Below are 22,664 nucleotides of genomic sequence, written 5' to 3'. Positions count from 1 at the left end.
CAAGCAAAAGGCCGGGATGCGGGGCATCGCCGGCCTTCGCAGAAGGATAGGGGGGCTTTAGCGGGCAGCGACGGCCACGGCGACGCCGGCCATCACCCCGCCCGTGGCACGGTTGACGGCTCGCATACGCTCCGGCGTGGCGATGAAGCGCCGGGCGCTGTCGGCCAGCATCGCATAGCCCGTCATGATCGCGCTCAGCACCACCACCATGACAAAGCACAGTTCGGCGATGACCACCGGCGTCATGGCGGAGATCGAGATGACCTGCGGCAGGATGGCCAGGAAGAACACCATGGTCTTGGGATTGCCCAGGGTCAGGCCCAGCCCGCCCAGCACCAGCCGGAAGCCCTCACCCTTCACCTGCGGCTGTTCCTCGATCCCCCGGGCCGGGGCGCGCCACAGTTTCCACGCCATGTAGAGCAGATAGGCGGCACCGGCATATTTGATGATGGTGAAGATGATCTGGAAGCTCTGCGCCAGCACGGCCAGCCCGCCCACCACCAGCGCGAACCAGGTCAGGTCGCCCAGCACGATGCCCGCGATGAAGGGCAGGGTGCGGCGCGTGCCTGTCCCCATGGCACGGGCCACCACGGCGGCCACGCCAGGACCGGGGGAGGCGACGGCGACGGCATAGATGCCGACGAAGATCAGAAAGGCGGTCAGATTCATGGAGTGTCACCGGCGGGGGTGTGAAGACAAACCCATCCTACCACGGATCAATTGGGGTGCACGTGCCATCAATGACAGGGCGGCCATGTGTTTGATCAGAACCGCAGCGTGAATACCGACCCGCCATCGGGGTCCGGTGTCAGGTTGATGGAACCGCCATGGGCCAACATCACCTGACGGGCCAGCGACAGGCCCACGCCCGACCCTTCGCGTTTGGTGGTGTAGAAGGGGATAAAGATCTTTTCCGCCACGTCGGACGGGATGCCGGGCCCATTGTCGGCGACATTGACGACGACGTGCCCGCCCTCGTCCAGGTGCGCGGTCAGGCGGATGCGGTGGCCGCCCTCGCGCCCCTCGCCCATGTCACGCATGGCCTCCACCGCATTCTTCAGCAGGTTGATCAGCACCTGTTCCACCATGTCGGCATCGGCCAGCAGTTCCAACTGCGGCGGCAGCACCAGCACCTCCATGGTGACGCAGTGGCTTTGCGTGGCCGGGGCCATCAGGCGCTGCAGGCGCTCGGTGATGTCCTTCATCTTGATGCGCGACAATTGCGGCTTGGGCACCGACGTGAACTGACGATAGCGCTCCACGAAGCGTAGCAGGCTGTTGGACCGGCGGGCCACGGTGTCGATGGCCATTTCCGCGTCCTGCATCTCGTCCACCAGTTCCGGCTTGCCCGCCACCTTCTGCTTCAGGTCGGCCAGAACCCCCTGCGCCGTGCGGGTCAGCGACGAAATGGGGGTCAGGGAATTCATCATCTCATGCGTCAGGACCCGCACCAGATCCTGCCAGGCACGGACCTCCGTCGCCTCCAGGTCACCGGCGATGTTCTGCAAGGACAGCAGCAGGCGGGACTCGCCGCCCAGGATCAGGCGGGTGGCCGTGACGGTCAGCTGCTGTGGCCCGCCCGTGCTGCCCGCGGCCACCCTGATCAGGGTGCGGGTACCGGGCGCCAGCCCGCGCAGGGCGTCGGCGATCAGCTGCCCATCCGTCGTCCGCCGGCTCAGCTCCTCCGGCCCCAGCAGCCGGTGGGCGAAATTGTTCAACAGTTCGACGCGGTTATCCTCATACACCGCGGCCAGCGCCACGGGCACCTGGTTCAGCATGGCGTTCAGGTAATCCGCCTGCTTTTCGGAATTGGCACGGCTGGCGCGGAACTTGTCCATCACCTGGGTGATGGAGGCCCCCAGCTCGTCAAAAGCCGATCCCTGATCCGGCTGGCGGAAGGTCTGGCTGAAATCGGAATGGGCGATGGCACCCAGGAACCGCGCCACCTCGCGGTTGGTCTTCGTGACGGCGCGCAGCAGCCCGCCTACCTGGGCCAGGATGGCCAGACCCACCAGGAAGCTGGTGGCGCGGTACGTCGTCTCCACCAGCATGATGCCCAGCAGCATGGAGGAAAGCGCCAGCAACGCCACGCGCAGCGTGACATTCAGCTCGAACCGCCTATAGCCCATGCTTTTCCATCCGGCGATAGAGGGAGGCGCGGGTGATGCCCAGATCCTGGGAGGCGTGGCTGATATTGCCCTGATGCTTGGCCAGCGCCCGGCGGATCGCCTCGCGTTCCACCGCCTCCAGGTCCAGCGTGTCCAGCACCAGTGCTCCTGCCGCCGGGACTGGGGCCGTGGGAGCCGGAGTCTGGCCGCTGGTCGATGGCAGAGAGAAATCTTCCGCCTCCAGCAGCGCGCCACCCGACAGGATCATCGCCCGTTCCACCGCATGGCGCAGCGCGCGGACATTGCCGGGCCAGCGATAGGCCATGAGCCGGGGTAATGCTGCCGGCGCTACTTTCTTGGCAGGCATATTGTATTTGCGGGCATAGATGGCGACGAAATGCTCCACCAGGGCCGGGATGTCGTCGGCCCGATCGCGCAAGGGGGGAAGGTGCAGTTCCACCGTGTTGATGCGGTAGAGCAGATCCTGGCGGAACACATCCTCCCGGCCCAACTGATCCAGCGGCATGTTGGTGGCGCTGACCAGACGGACATCGATGGGTACTGGCTTGGTGCCGCCCACGGGGATCACCACGCGCTGTTCCAGCACCGACAGCAGCTTGGATTGCAGGTAGAGCGGCAGGTTGCCGATTTCGTCCAGGAACAGGGTGCCGCCATTGGCGGCGACCAGACGGCCGACCCGATCCTCCTTGGCATCGGTGAAGGCGCCCTTCTTGTGGCCGAACAGCTCGCTCTCGAACAGGCTTTCGGAGACGGAGCCCAGATCGACCGATACGAACACTTGCGAACTGCGCTTGGACCGGCGGTGGATTTCCCGCGCGATCACTTCCTTGCCCGTCCCGTTCTCGCCCAGGATCAGGACATTGGCCTCTGTCGGGGCGGCGCGGTCCAGCAGGGCGAAGATGCGGGCCATGGCGGGGGCAGACCCGACAATGGTGTTGGGCGTGCCGTCCAGGGCGGCGCTGGCCAGTTCCCTGGCCGTGGCGGCCGATTGCAGCGCGTCGCGTTTGGAGGCGGTCAGTTTCAGGGCAGAGGAGAGCGTGGCCAGCAGCCGTTCATTCTGCCAGGGCTTCAGCACAAAATCGGCGGCCCCCTGCTTCATGGCTTCCACCGCCGTGCCGACATCGCCATAGGCGGTGATCAGCACCACCGACAGGGTCGGATCGATCTCCACGATGCGCTTCAGCCACTGGAATCCCTCACGGCCCGTATTGGCGCCGATGGCGAAATTCATATCCAGCAACACGGCGTCGAAGGTGCCGTCCTTCAGCAATTGCGGGATGCGGTCGGGCCGGGTTTCGGTGTGGCAGAGGATGCCTTCGCGTTTCAGCATCAGGCGGGCGGCGACCAGGATATCCTCGTCATCGTCAACAATCAGAACGCGCGGCTGGTCGGCCATGATCCACCAAGGCAGGGACGGAACTGTCCGGAAACGTACAGTCTTTGCCGGGTAATGGCGAGGGGGATGCGGGTCGACAAGTTTTGACATGTCATTTACCGACCCGAAACAAAATGCCGGCCCTCTGACACCGGTGTTATCATTATCCTGTCGGCAAATAATATCCTTGGCAGAAGGGTTTGAGGCGATGATCGAACTGACCATCAATGGCAAGCAGCAGCGCCTGGATGCCGATCCGGACATGCCGCTGCTGTGGGCCATCCGCGATCTGGTGGGGCTGACAGGCACCAAGTTCGGCTGCGGCGTGGCCCAGTGCGGCGCCTGCACGGTCCATGTCGACGGGGTCGCCACCCGTTCCTGCTCCATCCCGCTGCAGGCGGTGGCCGGATCGAAGGTCACGACGATCGAAGGGCTGGGCGGTACGCATGTCCTGCAAAAGGCGTGGGAGGAGATGCAGGTACCGCAATGCGGCTACTGCCAGTCCGGCCAGATCATGTCGGCCGCTGCCCTGCTGAAAGACACGCCCAAGCCCACCGATGCCGATATCGACGCTGCCATGGATGGCAACCTGTGCCGCTGCGGCACCTATCCGCGCATCAAGGCCGCCATCAAGCGCGCCGCCGGCGTGTCGTAAGCAGGGAAGGGGAACCAGCCATGGACAGCCTGAACCACGACATTGCCCTCAACCCCGACCTGTCACGCCGTGCCATCCTGGCCGGCATGGGCGGGTTGGCCGTCACCATTGCCCTGCCGCTGCTGGCCGCCGCACAGAACGCGCCACCGGCCCCGCCGCCGCTGGGGGCCGCTGCTGCCGGTGCCAATGCCAGGGCCGGCATGGTCACAGCACACCTGGTGGTGAAGCCGGACGGCAAGGTCGTCATCATCTCCCCCACCACGGAGATGGGGCAGGGCACCCACACGGCCCATGCCGCCATCATCGCCGATGAAGTCGGGGTGGATTTCACGGATGTGAGCGTGGAGACGGCCATTCCCGCCGATGCCTATCGCTGGGGCGGCTCCATGGGATCGGGCGGTAGCCAGGGTGTGCGCCGCTGGAACGACCATCTGCGCAAGGGGGCGGCCCAGGCCCGCGCCATGCTGGTCCAGGCCGCTGCCGACCGTTGGAAGGTCGAACCCGTCAGCATTACCCTGGACAATGGCCGTCTGTCGCATGCGCCCAGCAAGCGCAGCCTGGGTATCGGGGAAGTGGCGGCCGACGCCGCCAAGCTGACCCCGCCGGAGAACCCGGTGCTGCGTGATCCCAAGACCCGCCGCTATGTGGGAAAGGACGTGCCGCGCCTGGACATCCCGCCCAAGACGCGCGGCGAGACCATCTATTCCATGGATTTCCGCCTGCCCGGCATGCTCTATGCCTGCGCCCGGCTGAACCCGGTCTTCCACGGTGACGTGGCCAGCTTCGACGCCGCCCCGGCCCTGAAGGTCAAGGGCGTCAGCAAGGTGGTGAAGATCCAGGGCGGCGTGGCCGTGGTGGCCGACAGTGTCTGGGCCGCCATGAAGGGCGCCGATGCCGTCACCGTGACCCTGGCGCCGTCGCCCCAGGACGGCATCAACAGCACCGATCTGGCCGCTGCGATGCGCGAAGGGCTGGGGGCGGGCAACGCGATTCCGGCGACATCCACGGGCGATGTGGCTGCCGCCTTCAAGGCAGCTGCCAAGACGGTGACCGCTGATTACGGCGTGCCCTATATCTGCCATGCCCCGATGGAGGTGTGGAGCTGCACGGGCCTGTTCAAGGACGGCAAGCTGGAACTGTGGGCCCCGACCCAGGTGCAGGACCGGTGCCGCCGCACCGCCGCCGGCACCATCGGCATCGATGCCGAAGCGGTGACGGTCAATACATTGCTGCTGGGCGGCGGCTTCGGCCGGCGGCTGATGGATGACGGTATCCCCGGTGCGGCCCAGGTGGCCAAGGAGATGGCGGGCACGCCGGTGAAGTTCTTCTGGCGGCGGGAGGATGAGTTCGACCGCGGCTATTACCGCCCGGCCCAGATGGCCCGCCTGACGGCATCGCTGGATGCGAAGGGCGAGGTGACGGGCATGGCCATCCGCATCGCCGGTCCCTCCATGCGCACCGAATTCACGCCCGGCAGCCTGAAGGAGGAGGATCTGGACACCTCTTCCGTCCAGGATCTGTCAAACCTTCCCTACAAACTCCCCAACTTCAAGCTGGACTGGGCCCGCCGGCATGTGCGGGTTACCGCCGCCCCCTGGCGGGCGGTGGGGGCCACGCACAATGCCTTCTTCCTGGAATGCTTCATCGACGAACTGGCGGCCGCCGCCGGCAAGGACCCGGTCGCCTTCCGCCGTCAGCTTCTGGCCGGGAACAAGCGCGCACTCGCCGTCATCGATCTGGTGGCGGAGAAGTCGGGCTGGGGCAAGAAGCAGCTGCCGGCGGGCCATGCCCAGGGTATCGGCTTCTTCGCCAGCTTTGGATCGCTGTCCGCCCATGTCGTGGAAGCGTCGGTATCCGACGGACAGCCGAAGATCCACCATGTGACGACCGTGCTGGATTGCGGCGATGTGGTGCTGCCCGATGGTGCGCGCAGCCAGATGGAGGGTGGGGTGATCATGGCCCTGTCGGCCGGGCTGTACGAGGCGGTGACGGTAAAGGATGGCCGCACCGAACAGCGCAATTTCGACACCTACCGCCTGATGCGCCATTCCGAGGCACCGCCCGTTATCGATGTGCATTTCATCAATTCCGGGCAGGCGCTGGGTGGTGTGGGCGAACCGGGCCTGCCGCCCACCTTCCCGGCGGTGGCCAACGCCCTGTCGGCCGCGACGGGCAGGCGGTTGCGGCATTTGCCCTTGGTGGAGGCACTGCAGGCGTAGAGTTTGTCAGGTTCAAGATGGAAGGTGAACTTTATTCGCCTTCCCGGCTTTCGCCGGGAAGGCGAGAAGAAAAGCTCCACCTAAACCGGACAGAATTTAGCGCCGCCGGTCACGCCCGCAGCACCCAGATCTTCAGCATCGGCTGGCCCTGGTGGCGTTGCCATTTCGGGTTCAACGCCGTCAGGGCGGCACTACCCAGCACGTCGCGGCTTTCCTCAACCGCCAGGCCGGCAGCCTGCGCGGCCTGTTCCACCTCCGCCACGCTGTGCGGATATCCCGCCAGCGCCACCTCCTGCCCATCCTCATCCTTGAAATGGGCGAAGGTGCCGGCGGCTGTGCGGTCTGGATGGATTTCGCAAATGTAGAAGGCGGCGCCGGGCTTCAGCAGCGTCTTTATCCGTGCGAAGAACGCGGCCAAGTCACCGATATGTTCGATGACCAGGGCGGTGAGCGCCGCATCGAACGGCCCGCCGGGAATGCCGGTCCCCGCCATTACGTCGCCCTGGATCAGCGTCACGGGCCATCCCGCCAGCTTGGGTGCCGCCTGTGCCAGCATGCCCGGCGACAGGTCGATGCCCGTCACCCGGTTGCCCGCCCTGGCCAGCCTTACCGTGTGCCGCCCCGTGCCGCAGCCGATCTCCAGCACGTCCAGCCCGGAAAGATGCGCCCAGAAGGGCGGAAAGGCCAGGTCGTCGGCCGCCACCGTCGGATTGGGATAGGCATCATAGAGGTGCGACCAGCGATCATAGCCGGCTTCGTTGGTGGAAACGGTCTGGTCGTGGTTGGAATCGGTCATGGCGTGCGTCCCCTGTCTCCCGTTCACCGGTACGGAAAGGGGCGTAGATTTAGGTCCGGACAACCGGAAAGCAGCGCCACTGCGGGGCGGACATTATTCAGCCCCGCTTGCCCCGTCAATAATGCTTATGCCCGTTCCCGCTGATCGTAACCGATCAGCGGGCCTCAATCGCCAGCGCCCGCATCTGTGGGCTTGGCTACGCGGCATGGGCCGCTCGGCGGCAGTCGCCGCCGGACCAATTCCCGATGAGCGGGGCTCATCGGGAATTGGTCTTACTTCCGGTCGATGCGCACCAGCTTGCCATCGGTACCCGGCGCCTCAATCAGGGCATAGAGGCGACCGTCGGGACCCACGGCCACGTCGCGGGTGCGGGGCAGTTCGTCGGTCAGCAGCCGTTCGGTGGCCACCACCTTGTCTCCCTCCACATCCAGTCGCGCGATACCGCCGGCCAGCAGGCCGACGATCAGGTCGCCACGCCAGAAGGGCAGGGCGCCGCCTTCATAGAAGGTCATGCCGGCCAGGGCCAGCGAGGGCACGAAATAAAGCTCGGGCTGTGCCAGCCCCTCCTTCTCCGTGCCTTCACCGATCTTCAGGCCCAGACCATAGGTCTTGCCATAGGTGATGACGGGCCAACCGTAATTGGTGCCGGGGCGGATGATGTTGATCTCATCCCCGCCCTGCGGCCCATGCTCGCTTTCCCAGATCAGGCCGGTGCCGGGCTGGGTGGCCAGGCCTTGCGGGTTGCGGTTGCCATAGGTGAGTATTTCCGGCAGCGCGTCCTTGCGGCCGACGAACGGGTTGTCGGCCGGCACGCTGCCATCGCGGTTCAGGCGGAACACCTTGCCGGCGGCATCCAGCAGATCCTGCGCCCGATCCTGCGACCCGCGTTCCCCGATGCCGAAATAGAGGTGGCCGGCCTGGTCGAAGGCGAAACGGCTGCCGAAATGGAAACCACTATCGACCAGCGAGCCCTTGTACAGCACCTTCATGTCGTTGAAGGAGGTGCCATTATCGGTGAAGCGGGCAATGACGGTGCGGTTGCCCTTGTCCTGGTCGCGCGGCTTGGCGTCCGGGCCCTTCACCGCCTTTTCCATGAAGGACAGGTAAACGTGGCGGTTGCTCGCATAGTCGGGGTCCAGCGCGATGTCCAGCAGGCCGCCTTGCTTGAATTCCTCGATCTTCGGCAGGCCGGCGATCGGGTCGGGCAGCAGTTTGCCATCCTTGATGATGCGGATATTGCCCGTGCGCTCTGTCACCAGGATGCGGCCGTCCGGCATGAAGGCGATGGCCCAGGGCGTATCCAGCCCCTCGGCCACAACCGTCACCTTTACATCGTGCCGTGCCTTGGGCACGGGGAAGGTGGTGAACTCCTTGGGCGCCGCGACGGCGGCGGTGCCGGCCAAAAGGGTGACGGCAAGGGCGGCCAGGGCGTTCTTCATCACGGACATGGGCGCGGTTTCTTTCATTGAAACATGGGTTTGCCAGCAATGTGGGGATTTTGCCCCCGCCTGCCAAGTAACAAACTGTGCCATCGTCTGGCGGTGTCAGACCGTCCGCGTCTGTATCGCCACTGTCAGCCGCTTCTGGATGTCGGTCAGCGACACCGGCTTCACCAGATAACCCGATGCCTGGAACTCCACCGCCTGTTTCACCAGGTCGCTGGTGGCGTGGCTGGTGACCATGACGATGGGGGTGGTGGCAATCTGGGGCACGTCCACGGCGCGGACGCGGCGCAGCACCTCGATGCCGTTCACCGGCTCCATCTCGATATCACACAGCACGGCGTCCGGCTTCAGCCGGGTAATGGCGGTCAGGGCCGCCTCGCCATTCTCCGCCTCCGCGATCATGCGCACCCCGGCCTGGAACAGCAGGCGTTTCAGGATGCCGCGATAGAATTGGTCATCATCGACGATCAGCACCTTCAGCTTGGTGAAATCAACATCCGCCATGGGTCTGCTCAGCCTTTCAATATGCGTATCTGGTGGCGCAGGGCCTCGAACGCGTCGGCGATATGCCAGCGCAAATCCTGCGCGGTCCCTTCATCATCCTGCTTCAGCGCCGTTTCGATCCGGGCGAACAGGTCGCCCACGGCCACAGCACCCACGCCGTTGGCGGAGCCCTTCAGCGAATGCGATCCGTCCTTGGCTGCTTTCAGGTCGCCCTGGTTCAGGGCTTCCTCCACCGCTGCCGCCCGCTCCTCCGCCTGGACCATGAAATCGTCCAGCAGGGCCAGGGCTTCGGCGTCCAGGTGTCCGAACATCTCCTTCAACCGGGCGGGGTCGAAGATGGCGGGGTCGGTCAGGAGTGCGGTGGGGGCGGCCGTCGCAGCGGCCACGGGCGGCGCATGCTTGGCAGAGACCCGTTGGCGCAACGCGCCGGTGGCCGGCACCCAGCGCAGGATGGCGGCTTCCAGCTTGGCCAGTTCGATGGGCTTGGTCAGGTAATCATCCATGCCGGCGTTCCGGCATTTCTGGGCGGCGTCGCTGACCGCGTCGGCCGACAGGGCGATGACGGGCACATGGCGACCGTCGCCGGTGGCACCCTCATCCATACGGATGGCGCGGGTCATGTCATACCCGTCCATCTCCGGCATGTGGCAGTCGGTGACCACCACGCCGAACCGGCCGGTACGCCAGGCCGCCAGACCTTCCACGCCATTGCCCGCGATCTCCGCCGCGAAACCCAGCTTGCGCATGGCCTGACGGATGACGATCTGGTTGGTGGCATTATCCTCCACCACCAGCACCAACCCGCCCGCCGCCACGGCTTCATCCGTCTGCGGCGCCTGCCAGACGGTTTCGCTGCTGCCCATGGTGGCCGTCACGTCCAGCGATGCCCGGCCGTCGGAGGCCGCCACAACCTTGACCAGCCGCGCCTGGCGCACCGGCTTGGGGATGGCGGCGAAGATGCCCTTGGCGCGGCCTGCTTCCGACAGGGTGGAGACGAGCGAAACAGGAGCGACCAGCACTGTCCTGGCCCCGCCGGTCCCGTCCGCCAGACCCAGCCGGCGGGCGATGTCCAGCCCGACCCCGTCGCCGGGATAGGCATCGACCAGCACGGCATGGAACGCCATGCCCTCATCCGCGGCGGCGCGCAGGGTGGCCAGTGCCGCCGCCTCGTCCCCCGTCTCGGCCACCTCCGCCTCGCGTGCGGTCAGGATACGGGTCAGGGAAGCGCGCTCCGCCGGTAGCCCGCCCAGCAGCAGCACGCGCAGGCCCCAGAGCGAGGGTTCGTCCAACACGTCCTCATCCGCCGCCCCTTCGGCCAGACGTAATTCGACCCAGAAGGTCGATCCCTCGCCGGCCTCTGACGTCACGCCGATCTCCCCGCCCATCAGTTCCACCAGACGGCGGCAGATGGACAGGCCCAGGCCGGTGCCGCCAAAGCGGCGGGCCGTGGACCCGTCGGCCTGGGCGAAGGGCTGGAACAGCTTGCCCTGCTGATCGGGTGTCAGGCCGATGCCGGTATCGACGATCTCCGCCCGCAGGCCGACCTTGCCGTCGCCGGCATCCTCCAGCCGGCGCAGCCGGACGGTGACGCCGCCGGCCTCGGTGAACTTGATGGCATTGCCGGTCAGGTTCAGCAGCACCTGGCGCAGGCGGGTGGGATCGGCGACCAGATGGCGGGGCAGGGCGGGGTCGACATCGATGGTCAGGGCCAGCCCCTTCTCCTCCGCCCGCCGGGCCAGCAGGTCGCCCACCCCTTCGGCCAGGGCCAGGATATCGGTGTCGATCCATTCGATATCCAGCTTCCCCGCCTCGATCTTGGAGAAGTCCAGGATGTCGTTGATGATGGTCAGAAGCGCACCGCCGCTGTCGCGGATCACCTTGACCATGCCCTGCTGATCCTCGTTCAGGGGCGTGTCGGCCACCATTTCCGCCATGGCCAGCACGCCGTTCATCGGCGTGCGGATCTCGTGGCTCATGGTGGCCAGGAAGGTGGATTTGGCGCGGGTGGCCTGCTCCGCCTCGTCACGCGCACGTGCCAGGTCCAGGTTGGTGGCGGCCAGGTCCTTTGATTGGCGGCGGATGCGGGCACCCGTGCGGCGGCGGAACTCCATGCCGCCGATCAGGCCCAGCAGCATCAGCGCCACCAGGATGGGCGGCGTGCTTTCCCGCGCCACGGATTGCAGATGCCCGGCCCCGTCCTGGGCCATGACCATGCGCCAGGGGGATTTGCGCAGGACATGGCTGGTGAAGGTCCAGCCATCCTTTTCCAGGCGCATCGGCCCGTCGCGGCCGATGGTCTCCTTGATCGCGGCCTGCATGGCGCCGTCCGGCGGATGGCGCCGGCCCTCACCGCCCGACCGGCCCAGCACCTGTCCGTCGGGTGCCACCAGCACCAGGGCACCGAACCTGGCCGGGAACCCGTCCAGGAGCGAAGAGAGGTAGCCCACCGTCATGTCGAGCGCGACCACGCCCAGGTGCCGGTCACCGCGATAGACCGGCATGCCGATGGTCGCCATCATGCCCTTGCCGCCATCATCCTCGTACAGTTTGGAAAAGAACAACTCGCCCGACGGGTTGTTGGCGGGCAGGGAGGCCTGGAAATATTCCATCTCCAGATCCGCGTCGGCGAAATGCAACTCGGCCGACGATATCCAGGGATAGACGAATTCGAACCGGTTGGCGGAGATGTAATAGACCCAGGGGATGTTGGGCAGGCGCCGCTGTGCCTGGGCAAAAGCGGTGTGCAGGGACAGCGCCGCCTCCACCTCCGCCTCGAAATCCGCCCCGCGGTTCTTCAGTCCGCCCAACCCCGTCAGGTTGCCCACCATGTCCTTGTCATAGGGCGGGGGCGGGATTTCCAGGCGATAGGCACCGTCCGCATCCTCCCCCATGGCGTCACGCAGCGGCGAGGGCGGGGCGCCCGGTACGGCCCGGACCAGCCCTTCCTCCATCTGCGCATGCATCAGTTCCAGGAAATCCAGCGCGGTGCCCACGGCCTGTTCCACGCGCCGTGCCACGTCCACGCGCGCCGTCTGGCGCTGTTCCTCCAGGCGCTGGTTGGCCTCGGCCACCTGCAGCCATAGGAAGGTGATCACGGCCGTGATGGCCGCCACATAGAATAGAAGGTGGCGGTAAAACAGCAGGTGCCGCACTGTTATCCGCACGATCAGTGCTCCATTCGCTATCTTGGATAGTGAACGGACCACACTTGTTGCTGGATTTCAACCGAACGTCAGCGCCGTCCCATGGTCACGTGCGGAATGCCGCCATCATCATAGGGCTCGCCTTCCGTAACGAAGCCGAAGCCGGCATAGAAATCCGCCAGATGCTGCTGTGCGCCGATCTCGATCGGTTGGCCGGGATAGGTTCGGTCCATGAAGGACAGCCCCTCTGCCACCAGCCGGCGACCAAGGCCGGTGCCGCGTCCGGCGGGACCCACCACGATGCGGCCGATGAAGGCGGGGCTGTCGCCCACCGCACCGCGCGCCCGCAGATAGGCGATCAGGGTGCCAGCCGCATCGCGCACCAGCAGATGGTGGCAGTCGGGGTCCAGCCCGTCCAGGTCGGGATAGGGCGAATGCTGCTCCACGATGAACACGTCCTGGCGAAAACGCAGCATGGCGTAGAGCCCGGCAATGTCGAAATCGCCGAATCCCTGCCAGGTGAAGGTGAACCCGTTCAACGCCGGCTGCTCAGCAGCACGGCCAGCTTGTCGCGCAGACCGACGACGGTCACCGGCTTGGCGATGAAGGCGTTGACGCCCAGATCCTTGGCCTTCAGCACCATGTCCTTCTGGGCATGGTTGGTCAGGAAAACCACCGGCGTGCGCCGTCCCAGATCCTCCCTCTGCCGCAACTGCTGCAGGAAGGTCAGCCCGTCCATGGGCGCCATTTCGATATCGCAGATGATGATGTCGGGCTTGCGCTCCAAGGCCAGGGTCAGGCCGCCCGTGCCCTCATCCGCTTCCCAGATCTGGTTGAATTCCAGCTGCTTCAGGATGCGGGCCACGACGGTGCGGATGAATGCCTGATCCTCCACGATCAGGGCGTTCATCCGACTGAAGCTGGTATAGGCCGCCATCGCAAACTTCCCCATCGACGCGCATGCGGTCCGGGTCTTGCGACCAGGGCCGCAGACAGTTGACTACAGAGCGTCGATGGCGGCAACCACCCGATCAATCATGCCGGGTATTTTCAAGGCACTCATGCGCGCATCCGCATGCTGGCCGGCCTTGATCGCCTTCTCCACCGTGTCCGCCAGGGCGCCCAGGGCGGGGGAACCGCCATTCTTGGCCACACCGGCCAGGGCATGCACGCGGGCCCGCGCGATGTCCATGTCATCAGCGGCGAAGGCGGCCTCCGCCTCCTGGCCCAGGCTGCGCAGGGAATCAGTGAATTCCTCAAGGAAGCCGCGCGCTTCCCCCTCCAGCCCGCCAAACAGGTCGATGGTCATGCTGGGATCGAAAAGGACCGTCGCCGGTTCCGCCGCAGTCGCAGCCGCTTTGACAGCCGGGGGCGCGCCCAGCCAGCGACCCAGGCAGCGTTCCAGATGGGCCAGGTCCAGGGGCTTGGCCAGGAAATCATCCATGCCGGCATTGATGCAGCGCTGATCCTCGCCGGCCATGGCATTGGCGGTCAGGGCGACGATCGGCAGGCGCGGCAGGCCTTGCGCCGCCTCCTGCGCCCGAATGGCGGCCGTCAGTTCGTACCCGTCCATCTCCGGCATGTTGCAGTCGGTCAGCAGCATTCCGTGGGCGCCGGGGCGCCAGGCGGCCAGGGCAGCCGCCCCGTCTGGATGCACCTCCGCCGCGAAGCCCAGGATGGCCAGCTGCCGGCGGATGACCATCTGGTTCACCCGCTGATCCTCCGCCACCAGGATCAGACGGCCCGTAGCCGCCGCTTCCTCCGGCGTGGGCGCATGGGTGGCGGCGCGGGGGGCGGGCTGGGCGCTGGTGGTACCCACGGCGCGGCCGGCGGCCAGTGCCACGGCGCGCAGCAGGGCCGCGCGGCGCACTGGCCGTGCCACCAGTTGGGTGCCGGCTGGCATCTCCGCCGGGCGGCGCGAGTCCGCGTCGGCGATCAGCACGGCCGGTAATGTGCTGTCCGGTATGGGCCAATCGGCCCCGCTGCGTCCGGCGCAGATGATGATGGCAGCGGTCGGATCATCCGCCGCCACCGGCACGCAACCGGCCTTGACCAGATAGGCGCCGACGGTCTGTGCCAGTTCCGGTTCCGCGACGTCCAGGGACACTTTCAGGCCGGCAATGTCGGCGCCGGTGGCCGAATCGGCCGTTTCGGTACCGGTGATGTCCAGGTCCAGGGTGAACCAGAAGGTGGAACCGTGGCCGGCCACGCTGTCCAGCCCGATATGGCCCTTCATCAGGTCGATCAGCCGCCGGCTGATTGACAGGCCCAGGCCCGTGCCGCCGAAACGGCGGCTGGTGGAAATCTCCGCCTGGGCGAAGGGCTGGAACAGCTTGGCCTGCTGGTCCGGCCCGATGCCGATGCCGGTGTCGGTGATGGCCACCCGCACCCGTGCCGTGCCGGGTGAGGGGTCCGGATGCCGTTCGGCCCGAACGGTGATCCCACCATGTTCAGTGAACTTGATGGCGTTGCCCGTCAGGTTGAACAGGATCTGGCGCAGCCGCACCGGATCACCCATCAGCGCGTCGGGAATGGCCGGATCGATATGGATGTCGAAGGACAGGCCCTTCTTGCGTGCCGCCGGGGCCAGGGTGTCGGCCACCCCCTCGATCACCGTACCCAGATCGACCGGATGCCGGTCGATATCCATGCGCCCGGCCTCGATCTTGGAGAAATCCAGGATGTCGTCGATGATGCGCAGCAGGGCGCCGGCCGATTCCTGTGCCGTCAGCAGCATGTCGCGCTGGTCGCCATCCAGGTTGCTATGGCCCAGCAGTTCCAGCATGCCCAGCACCCCGTTCATCGGCGTGCGGATTTCATGGCTCATGGCGGCCAGGAAGCTGGATTTCAGCTTGGATGCGCTCTCCGCCATACGCGCGCTGCGGATATTGTCGTAGGAGCGCAGGCCGGTGATGATGGTGATGAACAGCTTTTCCGACGTCAGTTCGGTCTTCGACTTGTAGTCGTTGATGTCGTAATTGACGATGACGTCACGCACCGGCGCCTGCCCCGGCTGGCCGGTGCGCAGGATCAGGCGGGTGTCGCTGTTGGCATGTTCCTCACGGATACGCCGCGCCAGCCGCAGGCCGGCATCGTCGGTTTCCATCACGATATCCAGCAGCGCCACGGCGATGTCGTCGCGCTGGCGGAAGATGGCGTCGGCCTCTATCCCCGACCGGGCGGTCAGCAGTTCCAGCGGCCGGTCCTTGTAGCGCAGCTTGGACAGGACCAGCCGCGTCATGATGTGCACCTCCTCGTCATCATCGACGACCAGGACGGGCCAGGGGGGCGGGGGGGGCGGTTCGACGGCGGCAAGGCCGTTCAGCCCGGCGGGCGCACCGGCCGGCACCTCGCCCTCTTCGGGGGCGAACAGGTCATCGGCATCATCCCCACCCATGAAAGCACGACCTTCCCTGTCATTCATGCGGGCGCACTGCGCGGGGCGAACTGTAAACGCAACATTAACCATCCGTCTTGCGTCAATGCGTCCGACCCGCATCCCAGGGTAAGCATATCAAGGCTCTCGTGTCCATTTCCCACGCGAACGCTTCAGAGGACTTGCCCCTGACGCGCGTTTGGGCTAGGCGTTGGCCCGGAAGAAGGAAGTGTGGCCGAGTGGTTTAAGGCAGCGGTCTTGAAAGCTTGCGGGGGTTAACCGGCCCTGTGGCACTGGACCCAAAAACAGGATTGTGGTTACAAGGGGTTCTAGGTGGGTCTCCGACAGGCTGCGGTGGTGATGAAAAAAAGACCGTAAGCGACGCCCCCCTGAACGGTATGGAAGAGTGGCCGAGTGGTTTAAGGCACTGGTCTTGAAAACCAGCGACGGTGCGAGCCGTCCGTGGGTTCGAATCCCACCTCTTCCGCCAGTTCGGTTTCTTGCCAGCGCTATTTGAGGCTGATTTTCTATGCCGAGCGCATTGATGGCCTGTCGATTATCTTTCTCTCACTATTTCCGTCTCTTTCAATATATATTCTATAAGATCATTTATCATTTCGATGGTGAATTCATTTGCTCCTTGCGCTTGTTTGAGTGTGCTAGTGAAAATCTCGCTTTCATAATTCTCTATTTTTTGTAATTTTTGCATTCTTATGATTTGATTTTTTAATAGATTTATAATGCTAGTACAATGACCTTCTCTATTTTCTATGAATACATTTGATCCAGCTATTCTGCCAAAATGCTCTCCAAGGTTATGGATTTCAACGTCAGATAAGATTGAATTTGGCAATGTTATTTTGGCTTCCTCAATAATATTGAGGATAATTTCCGGTGGAAACTCTGTGCAATTTATTTCATTCATTGTTTCCAATGTATCTTTTCGGTCGAGGAGATGTTGCCTCCATCTGATCGCATTAATATATGTTTTTACAATCGAGATATTGCGTTGGGCGGCGGCATTGGATTCAGCTTCGGCATCTTCGCGATCAAATCTCTCGTTTCTATCTCTTGCTACTTCGTCAGCAGTAACCTGAGCTGCACGAATGGCTGCTTGAGCGGTTAATTCTGCACCTTTAACAGCACCACGATAAGCAATGGCGCTGGCAAAGATTGCACCAAACCCACCAATTACAGCAAATATTCCGGCAATTAAGGTTTGGTATCTTTCTAATAACGGAGGCTGATATGGCACGAACACAGTTCGCTCTGGCGGCTGCTGCGGGCGTCCCGGATGTTGCAACATGGCGCCGCCAACTATGGCGACTGCTACGACGATACCAATGTACCATTTTTGTCGTGTCGTGACTGGCATTCCATACCCGTAAATCACAAAACTAGTAGTCTGTCTGGGCCTGTTCGATTCGCAAAAGCTGCCCTGGGAGAGAAATTGCTAAATTCTGCTCAGGAGAAGCGATGTAAGCTCTAAAATCAACCAATCCTACCCCATGCCTCTCGAAATTCAATCCGATCATATGCTGAGGGTACAAGCCAGTGGGCTCCCTCATCCTTGTCCCGTACAGCGAGGGTGCGAACCTCTCCGAGCCGCATTACGAAGAAAATTTGATTATATAAGTTAGCGAAACCCACCGCTTCCGTCAATTCCCCCATCAGTTCCGGCATTGTTACAGTCCTGCCTTCCCGTTGGGTCTTCCCCAGTAATGTCCGTCCATAAGCCGGTTACGCAGTGAGAATCGTTGTTCGACAGTAACAACGCGGCCTTGATCACCGCGCATCGTGGAAGATCACCCCCAGCGTATGCCGTTGTCCTGATCGTATCCGGCTGACCCCGTGGCGCATGGTGACGCGATAGGGGCCGCGGCTTCCCTGCACGGGCCTTTCACTGACGGCGAAGATCACCGCGTCGCCCTGGTTCAGCCCCACCACCTCCGCCCGGCTCTGCATGCGCGGGCGCTGTTCGGTCAGGACGAACTCGCCGCCGGTGAAGTCGCGGCCCGGCTGCGACAGTAGTACGGCCGTCTGCAACGGGAAGGACAGATCGCCATAGAGGTCCTGGTGCAGGCAATTATAGTCGCCTGGGCCATATTGCAGCAGCAGCGGCGTCGGCCGCGTCTGACCCGCCCCATGGCAGCGGGCCAGGAAATCGGCATGGGTCGCCGGATAGCGTGTTTCCAGCCCCATCCGCTCACACCAGCCATTGGCGATGGGGACCAGCCTTGGATAGAGCGCGGTACGCAGTCCCTGCAACAGGTCCGGCAGCGGATAACGGAAATAGCGGTATTCCCCGCGGCCGAAACCGTGGCGGGCCATCACCACATGGCTGCGAAAATGCGCTTCGTCGGGATAGAGGCCGGCCAGTGCCGTACATTCGGCGGGGGATAGCAGCCCCGGCAGCACGGCGCAGCCCTGTGCGTCCAGGTCGCGCGCCACGCCGGGCCAGTCACACCGCCCGACGCGTTTCGCCATTTCTTCCATCATCATGTCCCCGGACGATCACCGATGGCCGATGATGGCCCGGCCACCGATCCGGCGCATTCCGATCCTTGCGATCACTTTCCGCGCGCGGCGGCGGACTGCATGCACCGGGCGATCTGGTCGCTGATGATGGATTTACCGATCTCCCGGAAAGACGGCATCTGGATCTGCGGGTTGTCGGCGATGCCGGCCAGCGTCAGGGACAGCAGGAAGCCATCCATGGAGCTGTTGAACAATTCCATGAAGGACCGGTCCTTCAGGGTGCCGGTGGCCAGATAGTAATCCTCCACCCGCTGCCCATCCGCCTTGCGACTGCTGACCGTCTGGTCCCTGGACGCGATGGCGGAATAGAGGACCCGCCGCCGTCTGATCTCGTACCGGTTGTCGCTATAGCTCGCCGCGATGCTCTTGTGGGTATAGAGCGAGGGTTCCTTGCCACCGCTGAACACCAGGTTCACGGCCCCCATGGCGGCCTGGGTCCTGCCGTTATTGTCCTTATAGACGGCGCGGTAGCTGTAGCCACAGGTGATGATCCCACCCTTGCTGTCGACCTGCACCTCATAATCGACGGTGTCCGGCCGGATCAGCGCCGCCTGGGCCTGTACAGGCACCGCCAACAGGGCGCACAGGGCCAGTGCCGACATCTGGAACGTCACCCTCTCCTCCATCCGGATGGTTGTTACCACCCACAACGGATGATGATGCGTTCAGTTCCCCTTAATGCAGCCCCTCATTGCGGGTTGATATTCGGCGCGCTGGTCAGCAGGTCCAGGCAGGCCATGCGCACGGCCACACCCAATTCCACCTGCTGCAAGATGACGGAACGGTGGATATCGTCGGCCACCAGGCTGTCGATCTCCACGCCGCGGTTCATGGGGCCTGGATGCATGATCAGGGCGCCGGGCTTGGCCACCGCCAGCTTGTCGTAATCCAGGCCGAAGAAACGGAAATATTCGCGCTGGCTGGGCAGGAACGAACCCTGCATGCGCTCCAGCTGCAAGCGCAGCATCATGACGATGTCGGCGTCCTTCAGGCCGGTCGCCATGGAATGGTGCACCTCCACCCCCATCCGGTCCACGGCACCGGGGATCAGGGTCGGCGGGGCGACAACGCGGACGTTGGCGCCCATAATGTTCAGCAGGTGGATGTTGGACCGGGCCACGCGGCTGTGCAGGATGTCGCCACAGATGGCGACGGTCAGGCCCTTCAGCGTGCCGAGATTGCGACGGATGGTCAGTGCGTCCAGCAGCGCCTGGGTCGGATGCTCATGCTGCCCGTCGCCGGCATTGATAACGGCGCAGTTCACCTTGCTGGCCAGCAGCATGGGCGCGCCCGATTCCTGGTGGCGGACCACCAGCGCGTCCAGATGCATGGCGTTCAGCGTCATGGCGGTGTCGATCAGGGTTTCGCCCTTCTTCACCGAACTGCCATCCACGGCCATATTGATGGCGTCGGCGCCCAGACGCCGGGCGGCCAGTTCAAAGCTGGTGCGGGTACGGGTCGAGTTCTCGAAGAACAGATTGACGATGGTCTTGCCGGCCAGCTTGTTCGTGACCCGGTTTTCGCCGCGATTCTGCTCGACATAGCGGTCGGCCGTATCCAGCAGCAGATTGATCTCCGGCGCCGTCAGCCCCTCGATCCCCAGCAGGTGACGATGGTTGAACGTCAGGGCGCGGGCATCGATATCGTGCGGATGGACGGCCATGGGACGGGCTCTCGGCAACGGCGTGGATCGGCGGGGCGGGACTATGGTGTCCCGCCCCGGCCCTGGCAAGCGTCAGAACGGCCGGTCGGGCATGAACCCGACGGGGGTTACCTTACCCCGTTCGCCCGGAACCATTCCAGGCAGCGCTTCCAGCCATCCTTGGCGTCGTCCGGCCGATAGCTGGGCCGGTAATCGGCATGGAAGGCGTGCGGTGCTTCTGGGTAGACATGAATGGTACTGCGGGAATGCACGGCTTCCAGTGCCTTCTGCATCCGTACCACATCGGCCATGGGGATGCCGCCATCCTTGCCGCCATAGAGGCCCAGCACGGGGGCGGTCATTTTCTGGACCAGATTGACCGGCACCAGCGGCTGCAGCTCCGTGGGTGCGCTGGTCAGGCGGCCGTACCAGGCCACACCGGCCTTGAGTTTGGGGTTGTGCGCGGCGTAGAGCCAGGTGGCCCGCCCGCCCCAGCAGAAGCCGGTGATGCCCAGCCGGTCCGCGTCGCCGCTATCCTTGGCGGCCCAGGCCACCGTGGCATCCAGGTCGGCCAGGACCTGGGCATCCGGCACCTTGTTCACCAGATCGCGGATCAGGGCTCCGGTGTCGGTGAAGGCGGCGGCGTTGCCCTTGCGGGCGTAAAGCTCCGTCGCCACGGCCAGATAGCCTTCCTTGGCAAAGCGGCGGCAGACATCCTTGATATGCTCATGCACGCCAAAGATTTCCTGCACCACCAGCACGATGGGGAAGGGGCCCTTGCCGGCCGGCTTGGCGCGATAGGCGGGCAGGGTGCCGCCTTCCACCGGGATCTGCACCTCGCCGGCCACCAGCCCATCGGTGGGCGTGGTGATGGTCTGGGCGGAGACCGGCAGCGTGGACAGCGCGAAGCCGCCCGCCAGCGTCGTCATGGCGAACATCCGTCGTGAAAGCGTGGGATTGAGGGGGGACAGCAGGCACTGGGCCTCGGCATCAACGCGATCCATGGGTTTCTCCCGTGTTTCTTCCGGTACCGGAGTGCGATCCCTGGAAAGGTTTCAGGCGTCAATCGCACGAAGGGCCACTACTGGACGCCCAAGATAGGCAAAGGATCGGTTCGCGCAACCATCCATTCACCCATCTTGCTGATTTGATTGCCGCTTGCCCCGAAGGCCCGGTTGCGCGCATCCTGATATACTGCCAAACCGGGACCAGACCGATGACCACCGACGCGAAAGCAGAGTTGCTGCGCCAGATCCGCACCATCCGCCGCCGCATCGATCCCGATGTGCTGGCCCGCGCCCAGAAGGCGGCCGAAGCGGCGGAGGCTGCACGCACCCTGCCACCCGATCAGGTGCCCTATGACAAGGATGCCGCACGCGAAGTGGTCGCCGCCTTCCTGCGGTCGCGCAACGATGGCGGGCGCTTCGCCATGACGCTGATGGAAAACCTGAAAAAGCCTGAAGCGGCGACTAAAGCCTATACCGACCCACGCCACGCGCCGCGTCCCGGCGGGAAACGGATTTAGGTTTTTTCGGTCGCGGGCGGTGCTTCCCACAGTTCGATCTTCAAGCCCCAGGGATCAATCAGCCAGCCGAAGCGACCATTGGGGTCGCTGTCATCGCGGCCCAGCGGCTCCACCCCGGCTTCCTTCGCCCGTGCCAGCATCCCGTCCAGATCATCGACGATCAGGTTCAGCATCACCGGCAGCGGCGACGGATCGAAATAGGTGGTGGTGTCCTTGAACCCGCTGAGCAGGGTGAAGCCGCGGTCGGGATGGGCGAACATGGCGCCGAAATCGCTCCAGTTGATGCCCAGCACCTGCCGGTACCATTCACCCATCGCGGCCGGATCGGCCGACTTGATGAACAATCCGCCCAAACCCAGAACTGCTGCCATCACATCCTCCGGACAAGTGGTCCGGGGGGCAGCGTCTCACGACCGGTGCTTGGTTAACAAGTCTGGTCTCCCCAAGTTCCGGGGATCGTGCCTATATCTCTTTCGAGATACGGGCGGGCAATCATGATGAGCAGGCGGGTCGATAACAGGATGAAAATGCGCTGGCTGGTTGCGGCATTCCTGTGCGTGCCGGCCGCTGTTTGCACCACCCGTGCGGCGGAGCCCGTGCCGATCCTGCGCCTGCTGGTCGCCGACAGCCTGCCCCCGCCCTATCTGATCCAGAAGGAAGGACAGGCGGAGCCGGCGGGCCTGGCTATCGCGCTCTGCCGAAAGGTGGCCCAGCGTCTGGGATATGCGTCCACCGTCCGCCTGGCCCCGCCAAGACGGGTGCCGGAACTGATGCGGGCGGGGGAGGCGGACATGCTCTGCCATGTGGCGCCGGAATGGTATGCCTACCCGGACGATCTCTGGTTCGGCCGTCGGCTCTACAGCGCCGACAATGTGTTCATCGCGCCCAAGGGAGCGAAGGAGATTTGCGACACATGCGCCCCGCCGGCGGAACTGGCCACCGTCATCGGCTATGAATATGGCGAGCGGGTGGGCAAGGCCCTGACGGAGGGCAGATCGGTGCGACGCGATGTGCGTATGGAAGAGAATGTCTTCCGTCTGGTCGAACATGGCCGCATCGAATATGGCGTCGTGTCGGAATACACGTTCCACTATTTCGCAGGCGACCGGCGGGACTTGGCCATCAAGGGATATGCCGCCCGCTACCACATCACGGTGGGTGTGCCGAAGAAGGGCAGGATCACCCGCACCGCCTTGACGGCGGCGACCGCCTCCATCCACCTACCCGAGGATGTGGCGCCCGAATACCGTGCCTATCTGGGTTCGGCGGGACATCCCCGATAGGAAAGAAAGGCGGGGACCGGCGAACCGGCCCCCG

At 64.4% G+C, this 22,664-nt stretch carries 20 protein-coding genes and 1 tRNA gene; 5 read left to right on the top strand and 16 right to left on the bottom strand.

Going from position 1 to position 22,664, the window contains the following annotated elements:
- Positions 1-57: 57 nt before the first annotated feature.
- The 3 genes from AC1Q7F_RS06470 to AC1Q7F_RS06460 form a co-directional block, all read right to left on the bottom strand.
- Positions 58-669 carry a LysE family translocator gene (locus tag AC1Q7F_RS06470; protein ID WP_492504972.1) on the bottom strand — a complete coding sequence of 204 codons (612 nt, stop codon included), beginning with the start codon at positions 667-669 and terminating at the stop codon, positions 58-60.
- A gap of 95 nt (positions 670-764) precedes the next feature.
- A complete protein-coding gene (locus AC1Q7F_RS06465) occupies positions 765-2,129 on the bottom strand; it encodes a sensor histidine kinase (RefSeq protein WP_492504971.1) in 1,365 nt (454 codons plus the stop codon).
- Positions 2,119-3,525 carry a sigma-54-dependent transcriptional regulator gene (locus AC1Q7F_RS06460; RefSeq protein ID WP_492504969.1) on the bottom strand — a complete coding sequence of 469 codons (1,407 nt, stop codon included), beginning with the start codon at positions 3,523-3,525 and terminating at the stop codon, positions 2,119-2,121. Before AC1Q7F_RS06460 ends, AC1Q7F_RS06465 begins: the two co-directional genes overlap by 11 nt.
- Before the next feature lie 187 nt (positions 3,526-3,712).
- Between AC1Q7F_RS06460 and AC1Q7F_RS06455 the strand changes: the two genes are divergently transcribed.
- Both AC1Q7F_RS06455 and AC1Q7F_RS06450 read left to right on the top strand, forming a co-directional pair.
- On the top strand, positions 3,713-4,159 hold the full coding sequence (locus AC1Q7F_RS06455) for a (2Fe-2S)-binding protein (RefSeq protein ID WP_492504967.1): 447 nt from the start codon (positions 3,713-3,715) through the stop codon (positions 4,157-4,159).
- 20 nt (positions 4,160-4,179) lie between these two features.
- Entirely contained in the window at positions 4,180-6,378 is a 2,199-nt protein-coding gene (locus AC1Q7F_RS06450) for a xanthine dehydrogenase family protein molybdopterin-binding subunit (RefSeq protein ID WP_492504965.1), read from the top strand.
- Between the two features lie 109 nt (positions 6,379-6,487).
- On the opposite strand, the gene AC1Q7F_RS06445 is transcribed toward AC1Q7F_RS06450, so the two are convergent.
- The 7 genes from AC1Q7F_RS06445 to AC1Q7F_RS06415 all read right to left on the bottom strand — a co-directional run bounded on the left by AC1Q7F_RS06445 (position 6,488) and on the right by AC1Q7F_RS06415 (position 15,663).
- A complete protein-coding gene (locus AC1Q7F_RS06445) occupies positions 6,488-7,174 on the bottom strand; it encodes a class I SAM-dependent methyltransferase (RefSeq protein WP_492504963.1) in 687 nt (228 codons plus the stop codon).
- A gap of 272 nt (positions 7,175-7,446) precedes the next feature.
- Positions 7,447-8,622 (bottom strand): PQQ-dependent sugar dehydrogenase, encoded by a 1,176-nt coding sequence (locus AC1Q7F_RS06440; RefSeq protein WP_492504961.1) that lies wholly within the window; start codon positions 8,620-8,622, stop codon positions 7,447-7,449.
- Between the two features lie 96 nt (positions 8,623-8,718).
- Positions 8,719-9,123 (bottom strand): response regulator transcription factor, encoded by a 405-nt coding sequence (locus tag AC1Q7F_RS06435; RefSeq protein ID WP_492504959.1) that lies wholly within the window; start codon positions 9,121-9,123, stop codon positions 8,719-8,721.
- Between the two features lie 8 nt (positions 9,124-9,131).
- Positions 9,132-12,287: a hybrid sensor histidine kinase/response regulator gene (locus AC1Q7F_RS06430; protein ID WP_492504957.1), complete on the bottom strand. Its 3,156-nt coding sequence runs from the start codon at positions 12,285-12,287 to the stop codon at positions 9,132-9,134.
- Positions 12,288-12,355: 68 nt separating this feature from the next.
- Positions 12,356-12,805: a GNAT family N-acetyltransferase gene (locus tag AC1Q7F_RS06425; RefSeq protein WP_492504955.1), complete on the bottom strand. Its 450-nt coding sequence runs from the start codon at positions 12,803-12,805 to the stop codon at positions 12,356-12,358.
- A complete protein-coding gene (locus AC1Q7F_RS06420; RefSeq protein ID WP_492504953.1) occupies positions 12,802-13,203 on the bottom strand; it encodes a response regulator in 402 nt (133 codons plus the stop codon). The genes AC1Q7F_RS06425 and AC1Q7F_RS06420 overlap by 4 nt, the downstream gene beginning before the upstream one ends.
- A 63-nt stretch (positions 13,204-13,266) precedes the next feature.
- The gene (locus AC1Q7F_RS06415; protein ID WP_492504951.1) at positions 13,267-15,663 is read right to left on the bottom strand and encodes a response regulator; all 2,397 of its coding nucleotides are present in this window, start codon (positions 15,661-15,663) and stop codon (positions 13,267-13,269) included.
- Between the two features lie 379 nt (positions 15,664-16,042).
- Between AC1Q7F_RS06415 and AC1Q7F_RS06410 the strand changes: the two genes are divergently transcribed.
- Positions 16,043-16,132, top strand: a tRNA-Ser gene (locus tag AC1Q7F_RS06410).
- Positions 16,133-16,198: 66 nt separating this feature from the next.
- On the opposite strand, the gene AC1Q7F_RS06405 is transcribed toward AC1Q7F_RS06410, so the two are convergent.
- From AC1Q7F_RS06405 to AC1Q7F_RS06385, 5 genes are all read right to left on the bottom strand, one after another.
- Complete coding sequence (locus AC1Q7F_RS06405; protein WP_492504949.1) at positions 16,199-17,017, bottom strand: hypothetical protein; 819 nt, start codon at positions 17,015-17,017, stop codon at positions 16,199-16,201.
- A 410-nt stretch (positions 17,018-17,427) separates the two neighbouring features.
- The gene (locus AC1Q7F_RS06400) at positions 17,428-18,129 is read right to left on the bottom strand and encodes a 2OG-Fe(II) oxygenase (protein ID WP_492504948.1); all 702 of its coding nucleotides are present in this window, start codon (positions 18,127-18,129) and stop codon (positions 17,428-17,430) included.
- Positions 18,130-18,212: 83 nt separating this feature from the next.
- The gene (locus tag AC1Q7F_RS06395) at positions 18,213-18,794 is read right to left on the bottom strand and encodes a hypothetical protein (RefSeq protein WP_492504946.1); all 582 of its coding nucleotides are present in this window, start codon (positions 18,792-18,794) and stop codon (positions 18,213-18,215) included.
- Between the two features lie 74 nt (positions 18,795-18,868).
- On the bottom strand, positions 18,869-19,843 hold the full coding sequence (locus tag AC1Q7F_RS06390) for an aspartate carbamoyltransferase catalytic subunit (RefSeq protein WP_492504944.1): 975 nt from the start codon (positions 19,841-19,843) through the stop codon (positions 18,869-18,871).
- Between the two features lie 107 nt (positions 19,844-19,950).
- Positions 19,951-20,826, bottom strand: a complete 876-nt coding sequence (locus AC1Q7F_RS06385) for a dienelactone hydrolase family protein (RefSeq protein WP_492504942.1) — start codon at positions 20,824-20,826, stop codon at positions 19,951-19,953.
- A 212-nt stretch (positions 20,827-21,038) separates the two neighbouring features.
- On the opposite strand from AC1Q7F_RS06385, the gene AC1Q7F_RS06380 reads away from it, so the two are divergent.
- Entirely contained in the window at positions 21,039-21,347 is a 309-nt protein-coding gene (locus tag AC1Q7F_RS06380) for a hypothetical protein (protein ID WP_492504940.1), read from the top strand.
- Here the strand turns inward: AC1Q7F_RS06380 and AC1Q7F_RS06375 are convergent.
- On the bottom strand, positions 21,344-21,718 hold the full coding sequence (locus tag AC1Q7F_RS06375) for a VOC family protein (protein ID WP_492504938.1): 375 nt from the start codon (positions 21,716-21,718) through the stop codon (positions 21,344-21,346). The two genes, AC1Q7F_RS06380 and AC1Q7F_RS06375, sit on opposite strands and share 4 nt — an antisense overlap.
- A gap of 156 nt (positions 21,719-21,874) precedes the next feature.
- Between AC1Q7F_RS06375 and AC1Q7F_RS06370 the strand changes: the two genes are divergently transcribed.
- Positions 21,875-22,630 (top strand): substrate-binding periplasmic protein, encoded by a 756-nt coding sequence (locus AC1Q7F_RS06370; RefSeq protein ID WP_492504936.1) that lies wholly within the window; start codon positions 21,875-21,877, stop codon positions 22,628-22,630.
- The last annotated feature ends 34 nt before the right edge of the window (positions 22,631-22,664 follow it).

It is taken from the genome of Niveispirillum sp. GW835-FHT14G11 (assembly GCF_058793615.1).
The sequence above is the reverse complement of the archived record's forward strand: the minus strand, read 5'-3'. Positions and strand labels throughout refer to the sequence as shown.

Bases quoted from the DNA above. Each gene is read 5' to 3' on its own strand.
- AC1Q7F_RS06470 (WP_492504972.1), bottom strand. From the start codon at position 669: ATGAATCTGACCGCCTTTCTGATCTTCGTCGGCATCTATGCCGTCGCC.
- AC1Q7F_RS06385 (WP_492504942.1), bottom strand. From the start codon at position 20,826: ATGGATCGCGTTGATGCCGAGGCCCAGTGCCTGCTGTCCCCCCTCAAT.
- AC1Q7F_RS06420 (WP_492504953.1), bottom strand. From the start codon at position 13,203: ATGGCGGCCTATACCAGCTTCAGTCGGATGAACGCCCTGATCGTGGAG.
- AC1Q7F_RS06450 (WP_492504965.1), top strand. From the start codon at position 4,180: ATGGACAGCCTGAACCACGACATTGCCCTCAACCCCGACCTGTCACGC.
- AC1Q7F_RS06370 (WP_492504936.1), top strand. From the start codon at position 21,875: ATGCGCTGGCTGGTTGCGGCATTCCTGTGCGTGCCGGCCGCTGTTTGC.
- AC1Q7F_RS06415 (WP_492504951.1), bottom strand. From the start codon at position 15,663: ATGGGTGGGGATGATGCCGATGACCTGTTCGCCCCCGAAGAGGGCGAG.
- AC1Q7F_RS06375 (WP_492504938.1), bottom strand. From the start codon at position 21,718: ATGGCAGCAGTTCTGGGTTTGGGCGGATTGTTCATCAAGTCGGCCGAT.
- AC1Q7F_RS06380 (WP_492504940.1), top strand. From the start codon at position 21,039: ATGACCACCGACGCGAAAGCAGAGTTGCTGCGCCAGATCCGCACCATC.
- AC1Q7F_RS06435 (WP_492504959.1), bottom strand. From the start codon at position 9,123: ATGGCGGATGTTGATTTCACCAAGCTGAAGGTGCTGATCGTCGATGAT.
- AC1Q7F_RS06405 (WP_492504949.1), bottom strand. From the start codon at position 17,017: ATGCCAGTCACGACACGACAAAAATGGTACATTGGTATCGTCGTAGCA.
- AC1Q7F_RS06440 (WP_492504961.1), bottom strand. From the start codon at position 8,622: ATGTCCGTGATGAAGAACGCCCTGGCCGCCCTTGCCGTCACCCTTTTG.
- AC1Q7F_RS06455 (WP_492504967.1), top strand. From the start codon at position 3,713: ATGATCGAACTGACCATCAATGGCAAGCAGCAGCGCCTGGATGCCGAT.
- AC1Q7F_RS06400 (WP_492504948.1), bottom strand. From the start codon at position 18,129: ATGGCGAAACGCGTCGGGCGGTGTGACTGGCCCGGCGTGGCGCGCGAC.
- AC1Q7F_RS06390 (WP_492504944.1), bottom strand. From the start codon at position 19,843: ATGGCCGTCCATCCGCACGATATCGATGCCCGCGCCCTGACGTTCAAC.
- AC1Q7F_RS06465 (WP_492504971.1), bottom strand. From the start codon at position 2,129: ATGGGCTATAGGCGGTTCGAGCTGAATGTCACGCTGCGCGTGGCGTTG.
- AC1Q7F_RS06445 (WP_492504963.1), bottom strand. From the start codon at position 7,174: ATGACCGATTCCAACCACGACCAGACCGTTTCCACCAACGAAGCCGGC.
- AC1Q7F_RS06460 (WP_492504969.1), bottom strand. From the start codon at position 3,525: ATGGCCGACCAGCCGCGCGTTCTGATTGTTGACGATGACGAGGATATC.